Raw genomic sequence first — 24077 nt, 5'->3', positions numbered from 1 at the left:
TGCGCCCGTTCGCATTTGGGTCGCCAGACATTACTGGCGCAGGTGACGAACCGGACAGAATTCGACGGATTCAATTCAGATTAATCATTCAATGGAATTACTCGCCGGTATTCGGCCGCGACGTCGGGTCACGACGGTATAACGAGCGCGTCAGCACGGCCGTGAACAGAGAGGTTCCGTTGAACGAATACCGGCAGTCACGAGTCAGGTCAGCGTCGATCAATCCCCCGCTCTCCCGTCGAAGGTTTATGGCGGCAACCGGTTTGGCGGCCGGTGCCATCGCCCTGTCGTCGGCCGGCGTCGCCGCGGCGGCGTCGCCGCGCCGCGCCCTCAACACCGGTGACCGGGTTCCCGCCCTGATCATCGGCAGTGGTTACGGCGGCGCCGTGACTGCGCTGCGACTGGCGCAGGCGGGCATCGACGCCCACATCGTCGAAATGGGCAAGGAGTGGTCCACGGCCGACTCCGGGGTCTTCACCTCCACCACCGCGCCGGACAAGCGCGGGTTCTGGCTGAGGAATCGCACGGCGCAGCCGGTCTCGCACTTCATGGGTGTCTCGATCGACAAGGACATCGAGAAGTACGTCGGAATCCTCGACTGCGAGAACATGGGTGGGATCAACGTCTACCAGGGTCGCGGTGTCGGCGGCGGCTCGCTGGTCAACGGCGGCATGGCAGTCACGCCCAGGCGCGGCTACTTCGAGGAACTTCTGCCCTCGGTCGACTCCACCGAGATGTACAACGTCTTCTTCCCCAGGGCGAACAGCGGGCTCGGAGTCAACAACATCGACCAGGCCTGGTTCGAGTCGACCGAGTGGTACAAGTTCGCGCGGACGGGCCGAAAGACCGCACAGCGCTCCGGTTTCAAGACGGTGTTCGTGCCCAACGTCTACGACATGAACTACATGAAGCAGGAGTCGGCCGGCGCCGTGCTCAAGTCCGCGCTGGCGGGCGAGGTCATCTTCGGCAACCACGCGGGCAAGAAGTCGCTGCCCAAGACGTACCTGGCGGAGGCCGCGGCGACCGGCAAGGTCACCATCACCACGCTGCACCGAGTGACCAAGGTCGTGCCCAGTGGCGCCGGCTACTCCGTTGAGATGGAGCAGATCGACGAGCAGGGCAACATCGTCGCGACCAAGACGGTCGCGGCGGACAAGGTGTTCTTCGCGGCGGGCAGCATCGGCACCAGCAAGCTGCTGGTGGCCATGAAGGCGCAGGGCCATCTGCCGAACCTGTCCGGTGAGGTCGGTCAGGGCTGGGGAAACAACGGCAACGTCATGGTCGGCCGGGCCAACCACCTCTGGGACGCGACGGGCGGCAAGCAGGCGTCGATCCCGACCATGGGCATCGACAACTGGGACGACGCCGGGGGACCCGCGTTCGCGGAGATCGCCCCCTTCCCCGCGGGCGCCGACCTGTTCATCAGCCTGTACCTGTCGATCACCAAGAACCCGGAACGCGCGCAGTTCCAGTACAACGCGTCGACCGGCAAGGTCGGGCTGTCCTGGCAGACCTCGCAGAACCAGCCCGCCATCAACATGGCGAAGCGGATCTTCGACAAGATCAACAGCAAGGAAGGCACGATCTACCGCACCGACATGTTCGGCGGGTACAAGACGTGGGGCGACAACCTCACGTACCACCCCCTCGGCGGCGCCATCCTGAACAAGGCCACCGACAACCACGGCCGGCTGCACGGGCACCCCGGCCTGTACGTGATGGACGGCGCGCTGGTGCCGGGCAACCTTGGCGTGAACCCGTTCGTCACCATCACCGCCCTGGCCGAACGCAACATCGCGAACATCGTCGCGAACGACCTGCACTAGACCCTCGGCCGAGCGGGGGTTCACGGCACGCAGTCGAGCCGTGAACCCCCGCTCGACCGGGAGCGATAGCCTGGACAGGTGCGAGCAGAGTCCCAGCGATCCCAGATCCCCGCCTTCCACGTCATGGACGTCTGGAGGGCCGCGACCGAGCGGGCCCGGACCCACGGCGACGTGCTGACCCTGGCGGCCGGGCAGCCGTCCACACCGGCGCCCGCGCCCGTGCTGCGGGCCACCCGGGAGGCCGTCGACACGCAGTTGCTGGGCTACACAGAGACTTTCGGGATCCTGCCGCTGCGCGAGGCGATTGCCGGATACCACTCGGCGCGCTCCGGCATCGCCGTCGACCCCGACGACGTGGTGGTGACCACCGGCTCGTCCGGGGCGTTCACGCTGCTGTTCCTGGCCGCGTTCGACCCAGGCGACACCGTGGTGGTGGCCCGGCCCGGCTACCCCGCCTACCGCAACACCCTCACCGCCCTCGGCTGCCGAGTGGTCGAACTCGACTGTGGGCCGGACACCCGGTACCAGCCGACCGTGGCGATGCTCGACGCGCTCGACGAGCCGCCGGCCGGGCTGGTGGTGGCGAGCCCCGCCAACCCCACCGGCACCGTCATCGACCCCGCCGAACTCGCGGCGCTGGCCCGCTGGTGCGAGGCGCACGACACCCTGCTGATCTCCGACGAGATCTACCACGGCATCGAGTTCGGCTCCGGCCAGTCGGCGACCGCGTGCGCCTGGGAGACCTCGACCGAGGCCGTGGTGGTCGGATCGGTGTCCAAGTACTTCTCGATGACCGGCTGGCGGTTGGGCTGGATGCTGGTGCCGGCCGCGCTGCGCCGCCCGCTGCAGCGGCTGGCGTCGAACATGACGGTGTGCCCGCCCGCGATCTCCCAGTACGCGGCGGTCGCGGCGTTCACGGACGAGTCCGTCGCCGAACTCGACGGCCACGTACGCCGGTACGCCCTCAACCGGGACGTTCTGCTGGCCGGCCTGCCGCGGCTCGGCATCACCGACCTGGCGCCGGCCGACGGCGCCTTCTACGTCTACGCGGACATCGGCCACCTCACCGGCGACTCCACGGCGTGGTGCGCGGACCTGCTCCGGGAGACCGGGGTGGCGGTGGCGCCGGGTATCGACTTCGACACCGTCCACGGCGACCGGACCATGCGGCTCTCGTTCGCGGGGGCCACCGCGGACATCGAGGAGGCGCTGGCGCGGATGGCCCGAAGTGCGTTGCTGGGTGGGTAGTTCGCGGTTCTGCGGTCCCAACGAGGGGACCGCTGGCAGGATGGCACGGTGACTGCAGCGGTGACGCCGAAGGGCGAGCGACGAAAGGTCGCGCTGGTCGAGGCCGCCGCGGACCTGTTGCTGGAGGGCGGCCTCGATGCCGTCCGGCACCGTGCGGTGGCCTCGCGCGCCGATCTTCCGCTCGCCTCGACCACCTACTACTTCGAGTCCCTCGACGACCTGGTCGCCGCGGCGGTGGAGACCTGCGGGAACCGAGAACTGGACATGATGCGGGCCCGGGTCGCCGAGGTGTCGCAGCGCAACCGTGGCGTCGACGCCACCGTCGAGCTGCTCGTGGACATGCTGATCGGGGTCTTCGAGTCCGCCGACGGTCGCCGCGAACAGCTCGTCAGCCGGTGCGAGCGTTTCGTCGCGTTCGCGCGGCACCCGGAGCTGCGTGAGACCCAGCTGCGACTGCGTTCGCAGCTCGAGGACCTGATCGTGGAGGTGCTGCGGCGGTCCGGCAGGGAGATCGGACCCGACGGACTGCGGCGGCTGGTGTGCGTGGTGGACGGCGCGGCAGTGGGGGCGCTGAGCGCGGCGGATCCGGACCCGATGGGCTTCGCCAGGGAGATGCTCGTGCAGGTCATCGACATCCTGGCGCCGATGGCCCCGAGGTAGCCGTAAACTGGCATCTCGTGACCCGCATCCCCAATGTCCTCGCCACCCGCTACGCCAGCCCCGATCTGACCGAACTGTGGTCGCCGGAGCACAAGATCGTGCTGGAACGTCAGCTGTGGCTGGCGGTCCTGCGGGCTCAGGCCGAGCTCGGCATCGACGTCCCCGCGGCCGCGCTCGACGACTACGAGCGGGTCCTCGACCAGGTGGACCTGGCCTCGATCGCCGACCGCGAGCGGGTGACCCGGCACGACGTCAAGGCACGTATCGAGGAGTTCAACGACCTCGCCGGGCACGAGCACGTGCACAAGGGCCTGACCAGCCGCGACCTCACCGAGAACGTCGAGCAGCTGCAGGTTCTGCGGTCGCTCGAGTACATCCACGGGCACGGCGTCGCGGTCGCGGCCCGGCTCGCCGAGCGGGCCGCCGAGTACTCGTCGCTGGTGATGGCCGGCCGCAGCCACAACGTCGCCGCGCAGGCCACCACCCTCGGCAAGCGGTTCGCGTCCGCCGCCGACGAGCTGCTGGTCGCCCTGACCCGGCTGCGTGAGCTGATCGACCGCTACCCGCTGCGCGGCATCAAGGGCCCGATGGGTACCGCGCAGGACATGCTGGACCTGCTCGACGGTGACACCGAGAAGCTCGAGTTCCTCGAGGCCAAGGTCGCCGAGCACCTCGGCTTCGCGCACGTGCTCACCAGCGTCGGCCAGGTGTACCCGCGCTCGCTCGACCACGACGTGCTCTCCGCGCTGGTGCAGCTGGGCGCGGGCCCGTCGTCGTTCGCGCACACCATCCGCCTGATGGCGGGCCACGAGCTGGTCACCGAGGGCTTCCAGCCCGGCCAGGTGGGCAGCTCGGCGATGCCGCACAAGATGAACACCCGTTCCTGCGAGCGTGTCAACGGCCTGCAGGTGATCCTGCGCGGCTACGCGTCGATGGCGGCTGAGCTGGCCGGCGCACAGTGGAACGAGGGTGACGTGTTCTGCTCGGTGGTGCGCCGCGTCGCGCTGCCGGACGCGTTCTTCGCGATCGACGGGCAGATCGAGACCTTCCTGACCGTGCTCGACGAGTTCGGGGCGTACCCGGCCGTCATCGAGAAGGAACTGACCCGCTACCTGCCGTTCCTGGCCACCACCAAGGTGCTGATGGCGGCGGTGCGCGCCGGCGTCGGACGCGAGACCGCGCACGAGGCCATCAAGGAGCACGCGGTGGCGGTCGCGCTGGCGATGCGCGAGGAGGGCAAGGAGCCGGACCTGCTGGACCGGTTGGCCGCCGACGACCGGCTGCCGCTGGACCGGGCCGGCCTCGACGCCGCGCTCGCCGACAAGTCCGCGTTCATCGGCGCCGCCGAGGCGCAGGTCGACGCCGTCGTGCGTCGGGTGGGGCTGCTGGTCGAGCAGTACCCCGAGGCGGCGAAGTACTCGCCGTCGCCGATCCTCTAGCGTCGCGCGGCATCGACCGGATTCGTCGAGATCGCGCCGACGAGGACCGGGCCACGCTGGTGCGTGGACCCGGTTCTCGTCGGCGCGGCCGGGGACCGCTCGAATCGGCGTCTAGTGCCAGTTGCTGATCTTGACGTCGTGCGGCGCGGGCTCGCCCTTGCCGGTTTCGACCAGCTTCTTGAGGCTCATCAGGAACGTCGCCCACTTGGTGCTGCAGTGGTACATGAACTCCACCGGCTCCCTCCAGCCCTCGTGTCGGAACAGCACGATCGTGAAGCCGTCCTCCTGTTTCAGGTCGAACCGAATCTGCGTGCCGAGCCACTCCTCGGGACCGTCGATGACCTCCCAGAGCACGCGCTCGGCGGGTTGAGCCTCCAGTACCTTCATGTCGAACCCGCCGGGCTCGAAGCGGAACCGGATGACTCCTCCGACATCGCCGTCCCCGTCCGTGCCTTCCGTCCACCAGCTCGCCAGCCCGTCGACCGTGGTCAGGGCCGCGTAGACAGCCTCGGGAGTCGATGTGACTCCGATCCGGTGCAGGATGTCCACCATCTCGATACCTCTTTCCAGTGCAGGCGTCCGCATTCGGGCGCGTTTCGTCGGCGCTGCCACGGACGTGACGACGTTCGTTTGTGGGGTGTCAGCTCTCCTGGCTGCGCTGGATCGCCTCGGCGATCCGTTTGATGCGTTGCAGGCGGGCGTCCCAGGTGGCCCCGACGGACGACAGCTGCGCGACCGCGCGGGCGAGCTGGGCCTGGTCGACCTGGTAGAGGCGCTCGCGCCCGGACGGGGTGACGTGGACCAGACCGACCCGGTCGAGGACGCCGAGATGTTTGGCGACCGCCTGCCGCGTGACCGGCAGTTGCTCGCTCAGCGTGGTCGCCGTCCCGCTGCCGCCGCTCAACAAGAGGTCGAGCATCCGTCGCCGGATAGGGTCCCCGACCGCCGACCAGAGGTCGTCGTCGATGGCGGCACTCACGGCGTCGACACCAGCCGAGCGACGTACGTGACCAGGCGGGGCAGGAAGTGGTCCCAGCCGGTGACGTGCTCGCGGTACGCCTCCTCGAGTACTGCTGCCTCCCAGCCTCTCTCACGGAACCCCGCCTCGGTGAACCGCAGCAGCGTGCCCGCACCCGACGGGACGAGATCGAAGGTCACCAGGAGCGAGTTGGTCGACGTGGCGGTCGCACCCTCGTCGTAGACCCAGCGGAAGGAGAACCGCCGGGGCGGGTCGGCTTCCATCACCGTGAGTGAGACGACCTTCGCATCCGGCGTGGTTCTGTCGCCGAACGAGATGACCCCGGTGGCGTCGGGCACCGGCTCGAGCTCTGCCTCGTCCGGCCACCACTCCCGCAGGTGTTCGGGCGCGCTGATGACCTCGTAGACCACCTCGGGCGCGGCTTCGACGTGGATCTCCCTCTCGATGCTGCCGTACTCCATTCCGTTCTCCCATCCTCTAGCAACCTTTGGTTGCATATGACGGTAGGGCATCCGCTGGGGATGCGCAACCAAAGGTTGCTGGACGTATTCGTCGGAGAGGAGTTGGTCGAGAAATGCGGTGCCCGTCTCGGTCGCCGACCGCGCATGGTCGTTTCCGGGTCCCGGATGAATCAGGCCTGCTGCAGTTTGTCGAGGATTCGGCGCAGTTCGGCCCGCTCGCGATCGTCGAGGCGGGCGAAGAAGTCGTCGGCGTCCGCGTCGCGTGCGGCGTCGAGCGTGGCAATGACGTGACGGCCCTCGTCGGTCAGCCGCGCACATACCGCGCGCCGGTCGCCGGCATCGGGTAGCCGTTCGGCCAGGCCGCGCTGCTCCAGTCGGTCCACCACCTCGGTCGCCGAGCGCGGTGCGATCCGCAGCTCCTTGGCGACGTCGCCGAGTCGCGGGGCCGCCGTCGCGTCGCGCCCGATCGCGCGGAGCGCGCGGTACTCGTGCGGCGACAGCTGCCACGGCTCGAGCGCGACGAGCCAGCGCCTGCGCAGCGCCCGGGCGGTCGACATCACAAGATCGCGGAGCGGGGCGGGCGGTCCCTCGGTCATGGTCGCGGAGCTTATCTGCACTCGCCTCATTGTGAGGAAACCCCAGCAAGAGTCGGACCCGGACGCGAACGGGACCTGGCATGAACTGGGTCACTCGGCTCGTCCGAGATCTTGACTGAATTTTCAGTCAGGATACGATCTGGTCGTACGGTGCAGGCAAGAGCAGGGAGAACAACGTAATGATGAGACGACGATTCCTGCAGGCGAGCCTGGCCGCGGTCGGCGGACTGCTCGCCGCGGGTTGCTCCGACCCCGACCTGTTCCGCGGCGGCGGCAGCGGTGGGGAGGATGATCCGCGCACATGGCACATGCCGGAAGAGGGGGATCCGCACCGGCGGACCTGGATGGCGTTCGGTGCGAGCGAGGCGGTCTGGGGCGCAGCCCTCCTGCCCGAGGTTCGCCGCGACCTGGCGACGATCGCGCAGGCGATCGCCCAGTTCGAGCCCGTCTCGATGCTGGTGCGTCCGGAGGAGCTCGACCTGGCACGCGGCCTGGTCGGCCCAACCGTCGAACTCGTCGAGGCCCCGCTCGACGACCTCTGGATGCGCGACACGGGCCCCGTGTTCGTCACGGGTAACGGCACCAAGGCCGGAGTCAACTTCAACTTCAACGGCTGGGGTGAGAAGCAGGACTTCGATCGGGACGCGGGGGTGGCGGACGTCGTCTGCGCCCGCGCCGGTGTCGAGTCGCTGCCCAGCGATCTGATTCTCGAGGGCGGCGGCATCGAGGTCGACGGCGACGGGACCGCGATCATCACCGAGAGTTGCGTGCTCAACGACAACCGCAATCCCGGATGGTCGAAGGCCGACGTCGAGGCCGAGCTGGGGGCGCTGCTGGGGCTCGAGAAGATCATCTGGCTGCCCGGGATCAAGGGCAAGGACATCACAGACGGTCACACCGACTTCTACGCACGGTTCGCGCGCCCGGGCGTGGTCGTCGCCGGGTTCGATCCCGATCTGGAGTCGTTCGACCACGACGTCACGGCCCGCCACCTCGAGATCCTCGAGCAGGCCACCGATGCGAAGGGCCGCCCGCTCGAGGTCGTGGTGCTCGACGCGCCGGGTTCGGTCAGGCCGGCGTTCGACTCGGACGACTTCGCGGCGGGTTACATCAACTTCTACGTCTGCAACGGCGCGGTGATCGCCCCCGAGTTCGGCGACCCCGAAACCGACCGAGCTGCCCAAAGGGAGCTCGAACGACTTTTCCCCGGCCGCCGCGTCGTGCAGATCAACATCGACGCCATCGCGGCGGGCGGCGGCGGCATCCACTGCACCACGCAGCAGGAACCCGCGTCCTAGGACCCGTCGTCCGGTAGTTCGGACGTCCGTAGAGTGAGGATTCGTGGCAGACCGTCAAACTCAGATCCTGGAAGCAGCCATTCGCGTCATTGCCCAGTCCGGCGTGCGCGGCCTTCGGGTCGAGAAGCTCGCCGCCGAGGCCGGCGTGTCGACTGCCCTTGTCTACTACCACTTCCGGGACCGGGCCGGCGTGCTCCGCCGCGCGCTCGAGCACGTCAACGAGCGGGCCGAACGCTATACCGAGGACGCCCTCGTGTCGGCAGACCCGCGGACGCAGCTCGAGCAGATGCTCCTGCTGGAGATCCAGAGCACCCCCACGGTCCGGGAGAACAGCATTGCCTGGGGCGAGCTCCGGGCCAGCGCCGTCTTCTCGGACGACCTCCGGGACTCGTTGCGCGCGACCACCCAGTCGTGGGTCGGTGACGTCGAGACCCTCGTCGGGCAGGCGCAGGCGGCGGGACTGGTGGACCCGGCCGTCGTGCCCGTCGACGCCGGCGAGCGACTGACCGCACTGGTGGAGGGTTTGAGTGAGCGCTGGCTCAGTGGGTCCATCACCGTGGAGCGGGCGCAACAACTCCTCGCCGGGGCGATCGCGGTCGAGCTCGGGCCCCGACCCTCCTTGACATAAACCTCATTGTGAGGAAACCTCAGTAAGTCATGCCCCGACGTACTGAGAGGGGTGGTTGATGACCAGCCCCCACTACGGCGGACCCGGATCGGGCCCCCGCCCACGCAAGGTCGATCCCGCGGACCGTGCCCAACTCGCAGAACAACCCGTCAGCCTGCGCCGGATCGGCGCACTGTTCGCGCCCTACCGCTGGCAGGTCGCCGTGGTCGTGGCGCTGATCGTGGCGTCCTCGCTGATCTCCCTGGCCAATCCGTTCCTCGTCCGCGCGGTGATCGACCGGGCGATTCCCGCGCAGGACGTCCCGCTGCTCGTGTGGACCGTCCTCGGCATGCTCGCCGTGACCGTCGCCGTCTCCGTGATCGGCGTGGTGCAGACGTGGATCTCCACCACCGTCGGCCAGCGCATCATGCACGGCCTGCGCACGGACGTCTTCGCGCACCTGCACCGGCAGTCGCTGGGCTTCTTCACCCGCACCCGGGGCGGCGAGATCCAGTCCCGGCTGACCAACGACATCGGCGGCATGCAGACGGTCGTCACCTCGACCGCCACCTCGATCGCGTCCAACCTCACCACCGTGGTGGGCACCGCGGTCGCGATGGCCGTGCTGAGCTGGCGGCTGTCGCTGCTCTCGTTGATCGTGCTCCCGCCCGCCATCTGGTTGACCCGCAAGGTCGCCCGGATGCGCCGCGCCATCACCGCCGAGCGTCAGCGGACCCTCGCCGACATGCAGTCCCAGATCGAGGAGTCGCTCTCCATCAGCGGAATTCAGCTGGGGAAGACGCTCGGCGCGGGTCCGGCCATGTCGCAACGGTTTTCGGAATCCTCGCTCGTCCTGACGGACCTCGAGGTCCGCTCGGACCTGTCCGGCCGCTGGCGGATGGCCACGATGAGCATCGTGTTCGCCGCGATCCCGGCCCTGCTCTACCTGGCCGCCGGCCTGCCCGCGACCTCCGGCGGCATGACCATCGGCACCCTGGTCGCGTTCACGGGACTGCAGGGCGCACTCTTCCGGCCGCTGATGAGCCTGCTGGACGTCGGTGTGTCCGTGACGAGTTCGCTGGCGCTGTTCAGCCGCATCTTCGAGTACCTGGACCTGCCGGTCGAGATCGACGACCCGCGGCACCCGGTCCCGATGCCCCGCGAGGACGTCGCCGGCGCGGTCCGCTTCGAGGGCGTCGTGTTCCGCTACGAGAACGCCGACCGCAACGCCCTCGACGGCGTCACGATCGACATGCCGGTCGGGTCCTCGTTGGCGCTGGTCGGCGAGACCGGTTCGGGCAAGACCACACTCGCGTCGCTGGTGCCGCGACTGCACGACCCCACCGCGGGCCGCGTGACGATCGACGGCGTCGACCTGCGCGACATCTCGCTCGCGGAGCTGTCCGAGCTGGTCGGTGTGGTCTCGCAGGAGACCTACCTGCTGCACGCGACCATCCGGGAGAACCTGCGGCACGCCCGCCCCGAGGCTAGCGACGCCGACATCGAGGCCGCCGCCCGGGCCGCGCAGGTGCACGAGCTGATCGAGTCCCTGCCCGACGGCTACGACACCGTGGTCGGTGCCCGCGGGCATCGCTTCTCGGGCGGCGAGAAGCAGCGCATCGCGATCGCGCGCACGCTGTTGCGCGATCCCCGGATCCTGGTGCTCGACGAGGCCACCAGCGCCCTCGACAACGAGACCGAGCGAGCCGTGCAGACCGCTCTCGACGCGGTGAGCCGCGGCCGGACCACGATCACGATCGCGCACCGGCTCTCGACGATCCGTGACGCCGACCAGATCGTGGTGCTCGACCGGGGACGGGCCGCCGAGCGCGGCAGCCACGAGGAACTGCGCGCACTCGGCGGTCGCTATGCCGCGCTACTCGCTCGCGGCGGCGACGCCCGCGCGGCGGCCGAAGAAGGTGCCGTCGCCGAGCGAGGTGCCGCTGATGTAGCCCCACGAGTGCAGGCCCGACGTCGCGCGCCCCGCGGCGAAGAGGCCGGGGATCGCGTCGCCGTCGAGGTCTAGGACGCGGCCGTCGACGGTGGTGTGCAGGCCGCCGATGGTGAAGACCTCCGCGCCGCCGCGGCCCGCCTCGCCGTACTCCGGCGGGGCGATGCCGCGCTGGACATCGATCGCGGCGAACGGGGACTTCAGCGGTCGCAGCCACGTCGCGGACTTGTGGAAGTACGGGTCCTCGCCCTCGGCGGCGTGCCGGTTGTACTCGCCGACGGTGGTGACCAGCGCGCCGGGCGGCATGCCGATCTGCTGTTCGAGTTCCTCGAGCGTCTCCGCCACGAAATGCGGCTGCACGCCCCAGCGTTCGTCGACCGGAACCTCCTCGTAGGCCTGCTCGTCGAGGATCACCCACACCTTCAGTCCGTGCTTGTACAACGCCGCCTGCCCGACCAGGCCGGGGTAGACGTCTTCGTTGATGAAGCGCTGGCCGACGCTGTTGACGATCATGCCGCGCACCATCATCCCCGGGACCAGCGAGATGCCGACCTGGCCGGCGGACATGTGCTTGACGGCGGCGCCGACGGCCTGGGCCATCACGATGCCGCGGCCGTCGTCCCCGCCGTCGCTGTTGACGCCGAGGCCCACGAGCTGCGGGGCGTGCTGCGCGACCATCTCCGCGTTGTCGGCGAACCCGCCGGTGGTGAGCACCACGCCGCGGCGCGCCCGGTAGGTGTACGTCTTGCCGTACTGGCGGGCGACGAGGCCGACCACCGCGCCGGCCTCCACGATCAACCGGGTGGCGTAGGTGTCGGTGTGCACCGCGACGTCGGTGGCCGCGACTGCCTCGGACAGCTTCTGCATCAGCACCTTGCCGCCGAACCCGTCCGAGGTGACGCGGTGCCCGCGGGGTGCCGGCTTCGCGAGTTCCGTGAAGGGGTAGGAGTTCTCGCCCATCCACATCAGTCCGTCGTCGGTCGGCGGCACCCAGGTGGGGGAGTTCCACAGCGAGGGCTTGAACGGCACCCCGTGATCGACCAGCCACTGGTAGTGCGCGACACTCTCGCGGCTGTAGAGGCTGACCTTCTCCTTGTCGGCGTCGGGTCCGAGGGCGGCCAGCAGGAACGCCTCCATGTCCTGCGCGGTGTCCTCGAATCCGCAGGCCTGCTGGATCTCGGTGCCGCCGCCCAGGTACATCTCGCCGCCGGACAGCGCCGACGACCCGCCGCCTCCGCTCGCCTTCTCCAGGACAATGACCTCGGCGCCCGCGGCCGTTGCCTCCAGGGTCGCGGCCGCGCCGGCACAGCCGTAACCGACGACGAGGACATCGGTCTCGTGGTCGAAGTGTTCGACGTCGCCCGCATCGAGGGGCGTCACCGGACTGTGTGCACTCATTCGCAACTCCCATCCACTGTCGGTGGGCACACTGTAGGACCGCCCCGCCGCCGCGGGTAGGGCCAATGTCCGTCCACCGGGAAGGCCGATGGGCCTATTATCAATCCCCATGAGCCACTGCATCTTCTGTGCCATCATCGCGCGCGAGGCGGAGGCGAGCCTCGTACACGAGGACGAGCACACCGTGGCGTTCATGGACATCCGCCCGTTCACTCCGGGGCACCTGCTGGTGGTCCCGAAGCGGCACGCCTCGGGACTGGCGCAGCTCGATCCCGAGGACGGCGGTCGGATTTTCGCGGTCGGTCAGAAGCTGGCGGCCGCGTTGCGGGACAACGGCGCCGACGGGGCGGGCCTGCCCGCCGACGGTCCGCGCGCCGACGGGGTGAACCTCTACCTCGCGGACGGCGCCGTCGCCGGCCAGGAGGTCTTCCACGTGCACCTGCACGTCGTCCCGCGCACCCCCGGCGACGGGTTCGGTCTCCGCGGCCGTCCCGTCTCCGCGCGTCGGCCCGACCTCGACTACCTGGCCGGTGCGCTCCGCCGTCGGCTCGGCTCGGTCTAGGCGACCGGATGGACCAGACGACCGCCCCCACGCTGCACCGCATGTTCCCCGAACTCGGGGCGACCACCCCGTACCGCAGGCTCGGCTCCGCCCCGACCCCGATCGTCCACCTCGACGGGCTGGGCGCCGGAAACCGGCTGTGGTGCAAGGACGAGGGCGCCTACGGCTCGGGCGGCTGGGGCGGCAACAAGGTTCGCAAGCTGGAGTGGATCCTCCCCGATGTCCTCGCGAGAGGTTCCCGGCAGATCCTCAGTGTCGGTGGGCAGGGCACCAACTGGGGCCTGGCCATCGCCCTCTACGCGCGCGAGCAGGGCATCGACACGGCGCTGGCGCTGATCGACCAGCCGATGGACGCGCACGTGCACGCCCAGGTGGACCGCCTGCGGCGCGCCGGCGCGACGTTGCACTTCACCCGGACCAAGGCGCGGACGATCGCGGCGGCGCCCTGGCTGTTCGCGCGGCACGTGCGCGGCCGGCACCTGCCCTACTACCTGCCCGCGGGCGGGTCCTCGCCGCTCGGGACCCTCGGGTACGTCGAGGTCGCCCTCGAGCTCGCCGCCCAGGTCGAGGCCGGCGTGATGCCGGAGCCGACGCACGTGGTGACGGCGGTGGGCTCGGGCGGCACCGCGGCGGGACTGCTGCTGGGGCTGCGGCTCGCGGGCCTGCGCACCCGGGTGGTCGGCGTCGTCGTGAACGACACGCTGCCGCTGGCCGAGCGGGACCTGGTCGGGCTCGCGCGCCGGACGCACCGGCTGCTGCGCGATCGCGGCGCCGCGATCGGGCCGGTCGAGTTCGAACCGGGCGCACTGGTGGTGACGGGGGAGTGGCTCGGGCCCGGATACGGGTACGCGACCCCCGAGGGCACCGCCGCGCAGCGGGTCGGGGCCGACCACGGGCTCACCCTCGACCCCGTCTACACGGCGAAGGCCTTCGCCGCGGTGCTGGAGATGGACGCCGACCAGCGGTTCGGCGAGGGGCCCGTCGTCATGCTTGACACCTACGGCCCGCGGCCGGACTGACGCCCGGCCGTCGTCGTCAGCCCGCGTACAACGCCTCGATCTCGCGGGCGTACTTGGCGTCGATGGGCTTGCGCCGCAGCTTCATCGTCGGGGTGAACTCGTCGCCGCCCGGCTCCCAGATCGCCGGCAGCAGGTTGAACTTCTTGACCTGCTCGACGCGGGAGAGTTTCGCGTTGGCGGCCGCGACGGCGCGGTCGATCTCCGCACGCACCAAGGGGTTCGACGCGAGGTCCCCGGGCGAGCCGTTGTGGATGCCGTTGCGGGTCGCGAAGGCGGCCGCGGCATCGGGGTCCAGCGTCAGCAGGGCGACGACGTAGGGGCGGTCGTTCCCGATCACCGCCGCGCCGCCGATCAGCGGGCTGGCCGCGCGGAGGGCGCCCTCGATGTTCGACGGCGACATGTTCTTGCCCGCGGCGTTGATGATCAGTTCCTTCTTGCGGTCCATGATCCGGACATAGCCGTCCGCGTCGACGGTCCCGATGTCGCCGGTGTGCAGCCAGCCGTCGGCGTCGATGGCCTCGGCGGTCTTGGCGGGGTCGCCCCGGTAGCCCTTCATCACCATCGGACCGGAGACCAGGAGCTCGCCGTCCTCGGCCAGCCTGAGCTTCGCACCGCGGACAACCTTCCCGACGCTGCCGATCCGGAAGGAATCCGGGGGGTTGATCGTCGCGGCGGCGCTCGTCTCGGTCATGCTCCAGACCTCGGAGCACGGGATGCCGAGACCCAGGACGAACTCCAGCACGTCCGGTGAGATCGGGGCCGCGCCCGTCACCGCGAATCGCACCTGATCGAGCCCCAGCTTCTTCCGGACCGCGCCGAGGACCAGTCGGTCCGCGAGCGAATGCTCGACCAGCAGCCGCCGCGGCAGGGGTGCGCCGTCGGATTCGAGACGTGCCTTCCGCTTCCCGATGTCGATCGCCCAGTGCGCGAGCTTCCTCTTGATCGGGCTCGACTCCTCTGCGAGCGCCAGTTCGATCGCGGCCTTGACCTTGTACCAGACCTGCGGCACGGCGAGGAAGATCGTCGGGCGGACCTCCGGCAGCACGGTGATCGCCTGCTTGATGTCCGCCAGGGTGGTGACCTGCGCCGCGACAAATGCGGCGAGGTAGTGCGCGATCGCCCGGTTCGCGATGTGCGCATCCGGAAGGTACGAGACGATCCGGTGATCCGGTCGGTCCGAGACGAACTCGATGACCGCATCCCGGGCAGCGAGCAGGTTTGCGTGTGTCAGTTCGACCCCCTTCGGTGGCCCCGTGGTGCCCGAGGTGTAGACGATGGTGAGCAGGTCGCCGGGATCCACTGCCCGCCAAGACGCCTCGAAGTCGAAGTCCGGGTCGCCGTTCGCCTCGAGATCCCGCAGGCTCGTCGTGCCCTCCGCGTCCGCGTCCACGCAGACGATGTGCTCGACCGCGGTGCCCTCGACCGCCTTGCGTATCACCGGCAGGAACTGCTCCTCGCAGACCATGATTCGGTTCCCGGCATTGCCCAGGACGTAGTTCAACTGCTCGGGGGCGAGCGTGTTGTACACGGAGAACGGGGTGGCGCCCGCGTGCAGGGCACCGGTGTCGACCAGGTGGAACTCGGGCCGGTTGGTCAGCATGATGCCGACGGTGTCGCCGTGGCGGACACCGAGTTTGGCCAGGCCCGCGGCTATGCGGCGGACCCTTTCGCCGTACTGGCGCCAGGTGATCACAACGGCGTCGCCGGGGGTGCGGAGGGCGACGGCGTCGGGTTTTCGAGCGACCGTGGCCTGAAAGGCCTCGCACAGGGTCCGGGGTGACGCGTTGCTGGTGGTCATCGTGAGCCTCCTCGGGGGGCGTCGGTCGCCTCAGGACCGGTACATCCGTCGGATCAGCTTGACCGCCCGGTCGGTGTAGGGCGGGTACGCGAACCGGGGATCGGGCTTGAACGGCTTGACTAGCACGGCCTTTCGGTGGCTGAGGGCCTCGAATCCCCACCTGCCATGGAATTGCCCCATGCCGCTGTTCCCGACACCGCCGAACGGGAGCTGCGGCACCAGATACTGCAAGGTCACGTGATTGACCACCGCTCCTCCGGAGCTGATCTCGGACAGCACCCGACGGCGAGTCCGCGCCGACCTCGTGAAGACGTAGGCGGCCAGGGGTTTCGGCCGCGCGTTGACGAACGCGATCGCCTCGTCCAGCGAGTCGACGGCGAGCACCGGCAGGATCGGCCCGAATATCTCCTCCCGCATCACCGCCTCGCCGGGATCAGGGTCCACCAGCACGGTGGGCTCGATCGTCAGCGAAGCCCGATCGGTGCCGCCCCCGAGCGCGACGGTGGCCTCGGTGCTCGCGAGGTACCCGGCCAACCTGTCGAACTGGCGCTCGTTGACAATGCGCACGCCCGGCTGAGTTTCGTCTGCCCGGAACTCGTTGAGACTGTGGACTATTCGCTCGACCAGCTCGTCCCGGACGGCACGCTCGGCCAGCACGTAGTCCGCCGCGATGCAGGCCTGGCCGGAGATGAGTACCTTCGTCCCCGCGATGCGGCGGGCGGTGACGGCGAGGTCCGCGTCCCGCATGACGATCGCCGGGCTCTTGCCACCGAGTTCGAGGGTCACCGGCGTCAGGTGGGGCGCGGCCCCGGCCAGGATCTTCCGGCCGATCTCGGTGCCGCCGGTGAAGAACACGTGGTCGAAGCCCTGGGCGAGCAGCGTCTGGGTGGTGTGCCCGTCGCCCTCGACCACGGTGACGGCGTCGGCGTCGAGGTACTCAGGGAGCAGTCGGGCCAGCAGGCGCGAGGTCGCGGGGGCCAGCTCCGACGGCTTGACGACTGCGCAGTTGCCCGCCGACACGGCGGCGACCAGCGGTCCCAGGGTGACCGTCAGTGGACCGTTCCAGGCCCCGATGACGAGCACCACCCCGAGCGGCTCGTACTGCACCCATCCCAGTGCGGGCATCTGGTGCAGCGGCAGCGGCCGTGGCCGGCTGCGCATCCACCGGCGCACCCGTTTGCGTGCGTACGCGGCCTCGAGCTTGGTGGAGAGGATGTCGGTCATCCAGGCCTCGAAGGCGTCGCGCCCGTGATCCTCGGCGAGGGCGTCGGCGATCTCGTCCTCTCGTTCGGCCAGCAGTCGCTCGATGCCGCGCAGTTGCTCGATCCGCCACGTCGCGGGTCTGGTGCGGCCCGAGGCGTACGTCGTGCGCAGCGACCCGACGATCTCGGGGATCGCGGCATCGGTGTCGACGGTGCCGGTGACGGTGCTCGGATTGGCGGTCATGGCGCACCTCGATCGTGTGGTGGCACGGCTCAAGTCATCGCATGTGAGGTGTTCGGGGCCGACCGTGAAGTGGCGGTGAGCCGTTCGGCGGCATCAGCGCCGCCGTTCCCCCCTAGCCGTCAACACTTGTCGCCTCCGCGGGCCCAGTCAAGGCCCGGGTGCCGGCGTGCAGACCAGGGTGTCAGCGCGACCGGTCCGCGTGCCCGAGGTCCCGGTCCGGCGCGACGGCGTCGCGTACCAGCCTCTTCAGCGCCACGATGTCCGGGAAACCGCCGTCGCGGGCCCGGTCCCACAGCAACTGCCCGTCGGCCTCGATCTGGAAGATGCCGCCGGTTCCGGGGACCAGCGCCACCTCGCCGAGCTCGGCCGCGAACGTCTGCAGCAGCTCCTGGGCCATCCAGCCGGCGCGGAGCAGCCAGTTGCACTGGGTGCAGTAGGTGATGGTGACGCGAGGGGAGCTCATCGCCTCAGCCTGCCAAACCCGGCCCGGCCAGGCTCGGCGAGTGTCTGGCTCAGCGACCGTCGGTTGTGGTGCGGCCCGGCATGAACGCCGCCGCGGCCAGCACCGCCGCCGCGGCCACCGTCACCGCCAGGAACACGGGATCCAGGGCCGAGGACAGCTCCGCGGCCGACGGATCCTGGGCCCCGCCGAGGCGGCCGTTGGCGAGGGCGCCGAAGATCGCGACCCCCACGGCGCTGCCCAGCGAGCGCGCGAACATGTTGGTGGCCGTCACCACGCCCCGCTGCTCCCAGTCCACGCTCGTCTGCGAGGCGATCAGGGTGGGGGCCGCGGCCAACCCCAGACCGGCGCCGGTCACGAAGCATGCGGCCGCCACGTGCCACACCTGCGACCCGGTCCCGAGTTGCGTGGTGGCCGCCGTGCCGATCAGGGTCAGGGCGCCGCCCACGAGCGCGGTGGAGCGGAAGCCCAGCCGCAGGTACAGCCGGCCGGCCAGCGCCGCGGAGACCGGCCAGCCGACGGTGAGGGCGGCCAGTGCGAACCCCCCGACGAGGGCGCCGGTGCCGAGCACACCCTGCGCGAACGCCGGCACGTAGGAGGCCAGTCCCATCACGATGGCGCCGATGCTCACCGCGACCAGGCTGCTCGCCACCAGCACCCGGCTGGTCAGCACCCACAGCGGCAGGACCGGATCCTTGGCGCGGGACTCGACCAGGACGAACAGTGCCAGCGAGACGGCGGCGACGGCGAACACCCCGAATCCGACCGGGGAGCCCCACGCCCAGGCTTGCCCGCCCTCGAGCAGGCCCAGGATCAGCAGCGCGGCGCCGACGCTGAGCAAGGTGGCGCCCAGGTAGTCGATGCGGGGCCGGTTCCGGGTCCGCGGCGGTTCGACGAAGTTGCGGATCAGCATCACCGCGGCCAGTGCGCACAGCGGCACGTTGACCCAGAAGATCCAGCGCCAGGAGAGGTACTCCGAGAACAGCCCGCCGAGGGTGGGGCCGACCACCGCGGACATTCCCCAGACGCTGGCCAGGTACGCCTGCGCCTTCGCCCGCTCGGCGAGCGTGTAGATGTCGCCGGCGATGGTCAGGCCCATCGGCTGCACCGCTCCCGCGCCGAGGCCCTGCACGGCGCGGAACGCGATCAGCGCCGGCATCGACCATGCGCTCGCGCACAGCACCGAGCCGACGCAGAAGACTCCGATGCCCCACAGCATGACCGGCTTGCGGCCGAACAGGTCGGCGAGCTTGCCGTAGATCGGCGTCGAGACGGCCTGCGCGAGCAGGTAGATCGAGAACAGCCACGGGAACGCGGTGAAGCCGCCGAGGTCGTCGACGATGGTGAGCACCGCGGTCGCGATGATGGTGGAGTCCAGCGCGACCAGGGCCGTGGTGAGCATCAGCGAGAGCAGGACCGGCCCGCGATCCGAGCGCAGTCCGATGCTGCGCCTGTCCACCACCTCGGTTGTCATCGCGTGCCCTTGTCCTCGGAAGGACTCGATTGTGTATCACGCTACGTCGCGGCGACTGGATGGCCCCGGCGTCGGCGTGGCGCGGGGCACATTCGGCCGCCGGTCCCGGGGCGGCGGGCGGCGGCACTGTCGGGTGGGTGGCACACCCGATAGGGTTACTCGACGTGCGCCCTTCACTTTCCGACTACGCCCACCTGGCCGGCGGCAAGGTCCGCGATCTCTACACGATCGACGACGAGCACCTGTTGCTCGTCGCGAGCGACCGGATCTCGGCCTACGACCACGTGCTCGACACGCCGATCCCGGACAAGGGGCGCGTGCTCACCGCGATGAGCGTGTTCTTCTTCAACGAGCTCGGCGGCTACAACCACCTGGCCGGACCCCCGGACGACGAGCGGATCCCGGCGGAGGTGCTCGGCCGCGCGCTGGTGGTGCGGAAGCTGGACATGGTGCCCGTCGAGTGCGTGGCCCGCGGCTACCTCACCGGCTCCGGACTGGCCGACTACCAGCGCACCGGCGCCGTGTGCGGCGTCCAGCTGCCCGACGGCCTCGTCGAGGCGAGCCAGTTGCCCGAGCCGATCTTCACCCCGGCCACCAAGGCCGTGATGGGTGAGCACGACGAGAACGTGGACTTCGCGACCGTCGTCGAGCAGCTCGGGCAGGACCTCGCCGTCAAGCTTCGCGAGGACACCCTCGAGATCTACTTCCGGGCCGCCAGCTTCGCCGCCGACCGCGGAATCATCTTGGCCGACACCAAGTTCGAGTTCGGTCTCGACGCCGACGGAAACCTGGTCCTCGCCGACGAGGTGCTCACCCCGGACTCGTCGCGGTACTGGCCGGCCGAGGGCTACGAGCCGGGCCGGGTGCAGCCGAGCTTCGACAAGCAGTTCGTCCGCAACTGGCTGACCAGCGCCGAGTCTGGATGGGACCGGGCGGGCGACACGCCGCCGCCCCCGCTGCCGGACGAGATCGTCGAGGCCACCCGGGCGCGCTACATCGAGGCCTACGAGCGGATCTCCGGGCTGTCCTTCGCCGACTGGGTCTGACTCACGTCGTGGCGCCCACCGCATAGGGTGGGCGCCATGACTTCGTCCGTCTCCCCGGTCACCGCTCCGGTGGCCAAGAAGGTTCCCCTCGAACGCACCCACCACGGCGAGACCTTCGTCGACAACTACGAGTGGCTGCGGGACAAGGAGTCCCCGGAGGTCCTCGCGTACCTGGAGGCGGAGAACGCCTACACCGACGCGCACACAGAGCACCTGGCGCCGCTGCGGGACGCGATCTTCCAGGAGATCAAGTCCCGCACCCAGGAGACCGACCTGTCGGTGCCGTCCCGGATGGGGCAGTGGTGGTACTACTCGCGCAGCTTCGAGGGCAAGCAGTACGGCGTGCAGTGCCGGTGCCCGATCACCGGGCCGGACGACTGGACCCCGCCGGTGCTGTCCGCCGACACCGACATCCCGGGTGAGCAGGTCCTCCTCGACGGCAACGTGCTGGCCGAGGGGCACGCGTTCTTCTCCCTGGGTGCCTTCTCCGTAACCCTCGACGGCAACCTGCTCGCCTACTCCGTCGACACCGCGGGCGACGAGCGGTACACGCTGCGGTTCAAGGACCTGCGCACCGGCGAGCTGCTGGTCGACGAGATCCCCGGGACCGCGCCGGGAGTGACCTGGTCGGTGGACGACCAGCACGTCTTCTACCTCACCGTCGACGACGCGTGGCGCCCCGACACCGTGTGGCGGCACCGGCTCGGCACCGCGCCTGCCGACGACGTCAAGGTCTTCCACGAGCCGGACGAGCGGTTCTGGGTGGGCTGCGGCTCCACCCGCAGCGAGAAGTACCTGATGATCTGGGTCGGCTCCAAGATCACCTCGGAGATCCTGTGCCTGGAGTCGGCGACGCCCGAGGGCGAATTCCGGGTGGTGCTGCCCCGCGAGGACGGCGTCGAGTACAGCGTCGAGCATGCCGTCGTGGCCGGCCAGGACCGCTTCCTGATCCTGCACAACGGCGTCGTGGACGGGGTGAAGGCGGAGAACTTCACCCTGGTCGACGCGCCGGTGGCCGATCCCACGGACCAGCGGACGTTGCTCCCGCACGACGAGGACGTCCGGCTCGAGGAGGTCGAGGCGTTCGCCGGGCACCTGGTACTCAGCTACCGGCGCGAGGCCCTGACCCGGCTGGCGGTGTGGCCGCTCGCGGCCGACGGCTACGGCGATCGGCACGAGCTGGAGTTCGACGAGGAGCTCTACTCCGTGGGCGCGGGCTCCAACCCGGAGTGGACCGGACCCCTGCTGCGGCTCGGCTACACCTCCTTCCTCACCCCCAGCCGCGTCTACGACTACGACGTGGCCACCGGTGAGCTGATGCTGCGCAAGTCGCAGCCGGTCCTGGGCGGGTACGACCCCGCGGACTACGAACAGCACCGGGACTGGGCGGAGGCGGCCGACGGCACCCAGATCCCGATCTCGATCGTGCAGCGCAAGCGCGGCGAGGCGGACGGGGCGAGCGCAGCGACGGGGGATCGGGACGCCGCCGGGCCCGCGCCGCTGCTGCTCTACGGCTACGGCTCCTACGAGGCCAGCATGGACCCCGGCTTCTCGGTGGCGCGGCTCTCGCTGCTCGACCGCGGCGTGGTGTTCGTCGTCGCGCACGTGCGCGGCGGCGGCGAGATGGGCCGGCACTGGTACGAGAACGGCAAGATGCTGACGAAGAAGAACACCTTTACCGACTTCGTCGACTGCGCGCGGCACCTGATCGACACCGGCCGCACCACCCCCGCGCAGCTGGTGGCGGACGGCGGCAGCGCGGGCGGGCTGTTGATGGGCGCGGTGGCGAACCTGGCGCCGGAACTGTTCGCCGGGATCCTCGCGAACGTGCCGTTCGTGGACCCGCTCACTTCGATCCTCGACCCGTCCCTGCCACTGACGGTGATCGAATGGGACGAGTGGGGAAACCCGTTGGCGGACAAGGAAGTTTACGAGTACATGCGCTCGTACTCGCCGTACGAGAACGTCACCGCGCAGGACTACCCGGCGATCCTCGCGATCACCAGCATCAACGACACCCGGGTGCTCTACGTCGAGCCCGCCAAGTGGGTTGCGGCGCTGCGGGCCACCAAGACCGGCGACGCGCCGCTGCTGCTGAAGACCGAGATGAGCGCCGGTCACGGCGGCGTCAGTGGCCGCTACGAGAAGTGGAAAGAGGTCGCGTTCGAGTACGCCTGGGTGCTCGACACCTGCGGCGCCGCGTAGCCCTCGGCTTCGGCCTCGGTCACGGCCCTCACCCCTCGTCGGGTGAGGGCCGTGCCCGTTTAACGCCGCCTGAGGGCTGTGCCCGTTCCACGCCACCGAGCAGGATGTCCGGCATCCGGGCGACGACGCCGGCGGCGTCCTCGTCGGCCATCATCAGGCGCAGCACCATGGCGCCGCCGACGATGAACAGCATGGTGGCCTGTGCGTCCAGGGTCGCGTCTTCGCCCTCGCCCTCGTGTCGCTTCTCGTCCGCGCGGAGGACGTCGGCCAGCATCCCGACGCCCGGGCCGCCGAAGTCGGTCCACAGCGTGGTCAGCAGGTCCGCGCGGTCCCGGAACGCCGCCAGCAGCCCGGGGAGTGCGGCCTTCACCTCGGGGCGGCCGAAGAGTTCGAGGGAGTACGCGCAGGAGCGTCGGATCCAGTCCGCGGCGTCCGTCGCGTCGGCGACGGGGGTGGCCTCGTCGACCCATCCGAAGACCGCCTCGAACACCAGGTGCGTCTTGGACGGCCAGCGCCGGTAGAGGGCGGGCTTGCCGACTCCGGCGCGATCGGCGATCGCCACCATGGTGGTCTGGTCCCAGCCGACCTCGGCCAGCAGTTCGCGCGCAGCGGCCAGCGCGGCGTCGTCGATCGCCGCGCTCCGCGGGCGCCCGCGCCTGCGCTCGGCGGCCGTCCCTGTCGTCTCTTCGCCGGAAGTCATTGTCAATAGCGTAACGCGGTGTTACGTTGCAAAAATTCGTAACTCGACGTTACGTAATGATCTGCATCACACCGGAGGAAGCTGGACATGGCGGAGCTGTTGGATGGCAAGACGGTCGTTGTCTCGGGGGTCGGCAACGGACTCGGGCGGGAGATCGCGCTGGCCGCGTACCGGGACGGCGCGAACGTCGTGCTCGGCGCGCGGACCGAGGCGAACCTGAAGTCGGTGGCCGATGAGATCGACCCCACCGGGGAGCGGGTCGCGTACGCGGTCACCGACATCCTCGACAAACAGGCCTGCGCGGGGCTGATCGGCACGGCTGCCGACCGCTTCGGGTCGGTGGACGCCCTGGTGAACGTTGCCGCGAAGGAGGACGTCTTCGGTGGGCTCGAGGGAGCCGACCTCGACGCCTGGAAGGCGATGCTCGACGCCAACGTGATCGGCACGCTCACCCTGACGCAGGCCGCGCTGCCGGAGCTGAAGAAGCGGGGCGGGTCTGTGGTGCTGATCGGCTCGCAGGCGATGTTCCACCCGCAGCTGCCGCAGTCCGCATACGCCACGTCGAAGGGAGCGTTGCACGCGGCGATGTGGTCACTGGCAAAGGAGCTCGGACCGCACAAGATCCGGGTGAACACCGTCGTCCCGACGTGGATGTGGGGCCCGCCGATCGAGCTGTACGTCGCGCTGTCCGCCAAGCAGCGCGACGTCCCCGAGGAGACCGTGATCGGCGAGATCACCAAGAACATGCCGCTCGGCGAGATTCCCGCCGACGACGACGTGGCCAACTCGGTGGTCTTCTTCGCCTCCGACCGGGCCCGGATGCTCACCGGCCAGACGCTATTCGTGAACGCGGGCGAGTACTTCCGCTGAAGTTCGGAACCTGTTGACGCACAACAATTCTTGA

At 69.7% G+C, this 24077-nt stretch carries 21 protein-coding genes and 1 pseudogene; 12 read left to right on the top strand and 10 right to left on the bottom strand.

The window, feature by feature from the left end:
* The first annotated feature begins 248 nt into the window (after positions 1-248).
* The 4 genes from RT2_RS03255 to purB all read left to right on the top strand — a co-directional run bounded on the left by RT2_RS03255 (position 249) and on the right by purB (position 5173).
* Positions 249-1826: a GMC oxidoreductase gene (locus tag RT2_RS03255; RefSeq protein WP_083577034.1), complete on the top strand. Its 1578-nt coding sequence runs from the start codon at positions 249-251 to the stop codon at positions 1824-1826.
* Between the two features lie 78 nt (positions 1827-1904).
* The gene (locus tag RT2_RS03250) at positions 1905-3074 is read left to right on the top strand and encodes a pyridoxal phosphate-dependent aminotransferase (protein ID WP_072843080.1); all 1170 of its coding nucleotides are present in this window, start codon (positions 1905-1907) and stop codon (positions 3072-3074) included.
* Positions 3075-3122: 48 nt separating this feature from the next.
* On the top strand, positions 3123-3734 hold the full coding sequence (locus RT2_RS03245; RefSeq protein ID WP_072843079.1) for a TetR/AcrR family transcriptional regulator: 612 nt from the start codon (positions 3123-3125) through the stop codon (positions 3732-3734).
* A gap of 17 nt (positions 3735-3751) precedes the next feature.
* The gene (gene purB, locus RT2_RS03240) at positions 3752-5173 is read left to right on the top strand and encodes an adenylosuccinate lyase (protein ID WP_072843078.1); all 1422 of its coding nucleotides are present in this window, start codon (positions 3752-3754) and stop codon (positions 5171-5173) included.
* Between the two features lie 111 nt (positions 5174-5284).
* Here the strand turns inward: purB and RT2_RS03235 are convergent, their stop codons facing one another.
* From RT2_RS03235 to RT2_RS03220, 4 genes are all read right to left on the bottom strand, one after another.
* The gene (locus tag RT2_RS03235) at positions 5285-5725 is read right to left on the bottom strand and encodes an SRPBCC family protein (RefSeq protein ID WP_072843077.1); all 441 of its coding nucleotides are present in this window, start codon (positions 5723-5725) and stop codon (positions 5285-5287) included.
* A gap of 88 nt (positions 5726-5813) precedes the next feature.
* A complete protein-coding gene (locus tag RT2_RS03230) occupies positions 5814-6152 on the bottom strand; it encodes an ArsR/SmtB family transcription factor (RefSeq protein WP_072843076.1) in 339 nt (112 codons plus the stop codon).
* Positions 6149-6613 (bottom strand): SRPBCC domain-containing protein, encoded by a 465-nt coding sequence (locus RT2_RS03225; protein WP_072843075.1) that lies wholly within the window; start codon positions 6611-6613, stop codon positions 6149-6151. Before RT2_RS03225 ends, RT2_RS03230 begins: the two co-directional genes overlap by 4 nt.
* Positions 6614-6783: 170 nt before the next feature.
* Positions 6784-7209, bottom strand: coding sequence for a MarR family winged helix-turn-helix transcriptional regulator (locus tag RT2_RS03220; RefSeq protein ID WP_072843233.1), 426 nt, complete (start codon positions 7207-7209; stop codon positions 6784-6786).
* A 179-nt stretch (positions 7210-7388) separates the two neighbouring features.
* Between RT2_RS03220 and RT2_RS03215 the strand changes: the two genes are divergently transcribed.
* From RT2_RS03215 to RT2_RS03205, 3 genes are read left to right on the top strand one after another with little or no spacing between them, the layout of a single operon-like run.
* Positions 7389-8507 (top strand): agmatine deiminase family protein, encoded by a 1119-nt coding sequence (locus RT2_RS03215; RefSeq protein ID WP_072843074.1) that lies wholly within the window; start codon positions 7389-7391, stop codon positions 8505-8507.
* 43 nt (positions 8508-8550) lie between these two features.
* On the top strand, positions 8551-9135 hold the full coding sequence (locus RT2_RS03210; protein ID WP_072843073.1) for a TetR/AcrR family transcriptional regulator: 585 nt from the start codon (positions 8551-8553) through the stop codon (positions 9133-9135).
* A gap of 58 nt (positions 9136-9193) precedes the next feature.
* A complete protein-coding gene (locus RT2_RS03205) occupies positions 9194-11140 on the top strand; it encodes an ABC transporter ATP-binding protein (RefSeq protein ID WP_307718205.1) in 1947 nt (648 codons plus the stop codon).
* Here RT2_RS03205 and RT2_RS03200 read toward each other — a convergent pair.
* Positions 11057-12463: pseudogene (locus tag RT2_RS03200) on the bottom strand (FAD-dependent oxidoreductase); the annotation flags it as partial. The gene RT2_RS03205 and the pseudogene RT2_RS03200 sit on opposite strands and share 84 nt — an antisense overlap.
* Before the next feature lie 109 nt (positions 12464-12572).
* Here RT2_RS03200 and RT2_RS03195 point away from each other — a divergent pair.
* Together RT2_RS03195 and RT2_RS03190 are read left to right on the top strand one after the other, a co-directional pair.
* Positions 12573-13025, top strand: coding sequence for an HIT family protein (locus RT2_RS03195; protein WP_072843071.1), 453 nt, complete (start codon positions 12573-12575; stop codon positions 13023-13025).
* Positions 13026-13033: 8 nt separating this feature from the next.
* Positions 13034-14044, top strand: coding sequence for a 1-aminocyclopropane-1-carboxylate deaminase/D-cysteine desulfhydrase (locus RT2_RS03190; protein WP_072843070.1), 1011 nt, complete (start codon positions 13034-13036; stop codon positions 14042-14044).
* A 16-nt stretch (positions 14045-14060) separates the two neighbouring features.
* On the opposite strand, the gene RT2_RS03185 is transcribed toward RT2_RS03190, so the two are convergent.
* From RT2_RS03185 to RT2_RS03170, 4 genes are all read right to left on the bottom strand, one after another.
* The gene (locus RT2_RS03185) at positions 14061-15842 is read right to left on the bottom strand and encodes an AMP-dependent synthetase/ligase (RefSeq protein ID WP_072843069.1); all 1782 of its coding nucleotides are present in this window, start codon (positions 15840-15842) and stop codon (positions 14061-14063) included.
* A gap of 30 nt (positions 15843-15872) precedes the next feature.
* The gene (locus tag RT2_RS03180; RefSeq protein ID WP_072843068.1) at positions 15873-17288 is read right to left on the bottom strand and encodes an aldehyde dehydrogenase family protein; all 1416 of its coding nucleotides are present in this window, start codon (positions 17286-17288) and stop codon (positions 15873-15875) included.
* 181 nt (positions 17289-17469) lie between these two features.
* Positions 17470-17751, bottom strand: a complete 282-nt coding sequence (locus tag RT2_RS03175; protein ID WP_072843067.1) for an Rdx family protein — start codon at positions 17749-17751, stop codon at positions 17470-17472.
* 49 nt (positions 17752-17800) lie between these two features.
* Positions 17801-19222, bottom strand: a complete 1422-nt coding sequence (locus tag RT2_RS03170) for an MDR family MFS transporter (RefSeq protein ID WP_072843066.1) — start codon at positions 19220-19222, stop codon at positions 17801-17803.
* Between the two features lie 164 nt (positions 19223-19386).
* Here RT2_RS03170 and RT2_RS03165 point away from each other — a divergent pair, with 164 nt between their 5' ends.
* On the top strand, positions 19387-20268 hold the full coding sequence (locus RT2_RS03165) for a phosphoribosylaminoimidazolesuccinocarboxamide synthase (RefSeq protein ID WP_072843065.1): 882 nt from the start codon (positions 19387-19389) through the stop codon (positions 20266-20268).
* A 36-nt stretch (positions 20269-20304) separates the two neighbouring features.
* Positions 20305-22473, top strand: coding sequence for a S9 family peptidase (locus tag RT2_RS03160; RefSeq protein ID WP_072843232.1), 2169 nt, complete (start codon positions 20305-20307; stop codon positions 22471-22473).
* A 28-nt stretch (positions 22474-22501) separates the two neighbouring features.
* On the opposite strand, the gene RT2_RS03155 is transcribed toward RT2_RS03160, so the two are convergent.
* Positions 22502-23173: a TetR/AcrR family transcriptional regulator gene (locus RT2_RS03155; protein WP_072843064.1), complete on the bottom strand. Its 672-nt coding sequence runs from the start codon at positions 23171-23173 to the stop codon at positions 22502-22504.
* Between the two features lie 87 nt (positions 23174-23260).
* On the opposite strand from RT2_RS03155, the gene RT2_RS03150 reads away from it, so the two are divergent.
* Positions 23261-24043: an SDR family oxidoreductase gene (locus RT2_RS03150; RefSeq protein WP_072843063.1), complete on the top strand. Its 783-nt coding sequence runs from the start codon at positions 23261-23263 to the stop codon at positions 24041-24043.
* The last annotated feature ends 34 nt before the right edge of the window (positions 24044-24077 follow it).

The sequence above is a fragment of the Rhodococcus tukisamuensis NBRC 100609 genome (assembly GCF_001894985.1).
Taxonomy (GTDB): domain Bacteria; phylum Actinomycetota; class Actinomycetes; order Mycobacteriales; family Mycobacteriaceae; genus Rhodococcus_G; species Rhodococcus_G tukisamuensis.
This window is presented reverse-complemented; position numbering and strand designations above follow the sequence as displayed.

What these genes read in the sequence shown, in the direction of transcription:
- RT2_RS03150 (WP_072843063.1), top strand. Translation starts at nt 23,261, where the DNA reads ATGGCGGAGCTGTTGGATGGCAAGACGGTCGTTGTCTCGGGGGTCGGC.
- RT2_RS03170 (WP_072843066.1), bottom strand. Translation starts at nt 19,222, where the DNA reads ATGACAACCGAGGTGGTGGACAGGCGCAGCATCGGACTGCGCTCGGAT.
- RT2_RS03195 (WP_072843071.1), top strand. Translation starts at nt 12,573, where the DNA reads ATGAGCCACTGCATCTTCTGTGCCATCATCGCGCGCGAGGCGGAGGCG.
- RT2_RS03225 (WP_072843075.1), bottom strand. Translation starts at nt 6,613, where the DNA reads ATGGAGTACGGCAGCATCGAGAGGGAGATCCACGTCGAAGCCGCGCCC.
- RT2_RS03185 (WP_072843069.1), bottom strand. Translation starts at nt 15,842, where the DNA reads ATGACCACCAGCAACGCGTCACCCCGGACCCTGTGCGAGGCCTTTCAG.
- RT2_RS03180 (WP_072843068.1), bottom strand. Translation starts at nt 17,288, where the DNA reads ATGACCGCCAATCCGAGCACCGTCACCGGCACCGTCGACACCGATGCC.
- RT2_RS03220 (WP_072843233.1), bottom strand. Translation starts at nt 7,209, where the DNA reads ATGACCGAGGGACCGCCCGCCCCGCTCCGCGATCTTGTGATGTCGACC.
- RT2_RS03160 (WP_072843232.1), top strand. Translation starts at nt 20,305, where the DNA reads ATGACTTCGTCCGTCTCCCCGGTCACCGCTCCGGTGGCCAAGAAGGTT.
- RT2_RS03255 (WP_083577034.1), top strand. Translation starts at nt 249, where the DNA reads ATGGCGGCAACCGGTTTGGCGGCCGGTGCCATCGCCCTGTCGTCGGCC.
- RT2_RS03235 (WP_072843077.1), bottom strand. Translation starts at nt 5,725, where the DNA reads ATGGTGGACATCCTGCACCGGATCGGAGTCACATCGACTCCCGAGGCT.
- RT2_RS03155 (WP_072843064.1), bottom strand. Translation starts at nt 23,173, where the DNA reads ATGACTTCCGGCGAAGAGACGACAGGGACGGCCGCCGAGCGCAGGCGC.
- RT2_RS03215 (WP_072843074.1), top strand. Translation starts at nt 7,389, where the DNA reads ATGATGAGACGACGATTCCTGCAGGCGAGCCTGGCCGCGGTCGGCGGA.
- RT2_RS03205 (WP_307718205.1), top strand. Translation starts at nt 9,194, where the DNA reads ATGACCAGCCCCCACTACGGCGGACCCGGATCGGGCCCCCGCCCACGC.
- RT2_RS03175 (WP_072843067.1), bottom strand. Translation starts at nt 17,751, where the DNA reads ATGAGCTCCCCTCGCGTCACCATCACCTACTGCACCCAGTGCAACTGG.
- RT2_RS03190 (WP_072843070.1), top strand. Translation starts at nt 13,034, where the DNA reads ATGGACCAGACGACCGCCCCCACGCTGCACCGCATGTTCCCCGAACTC.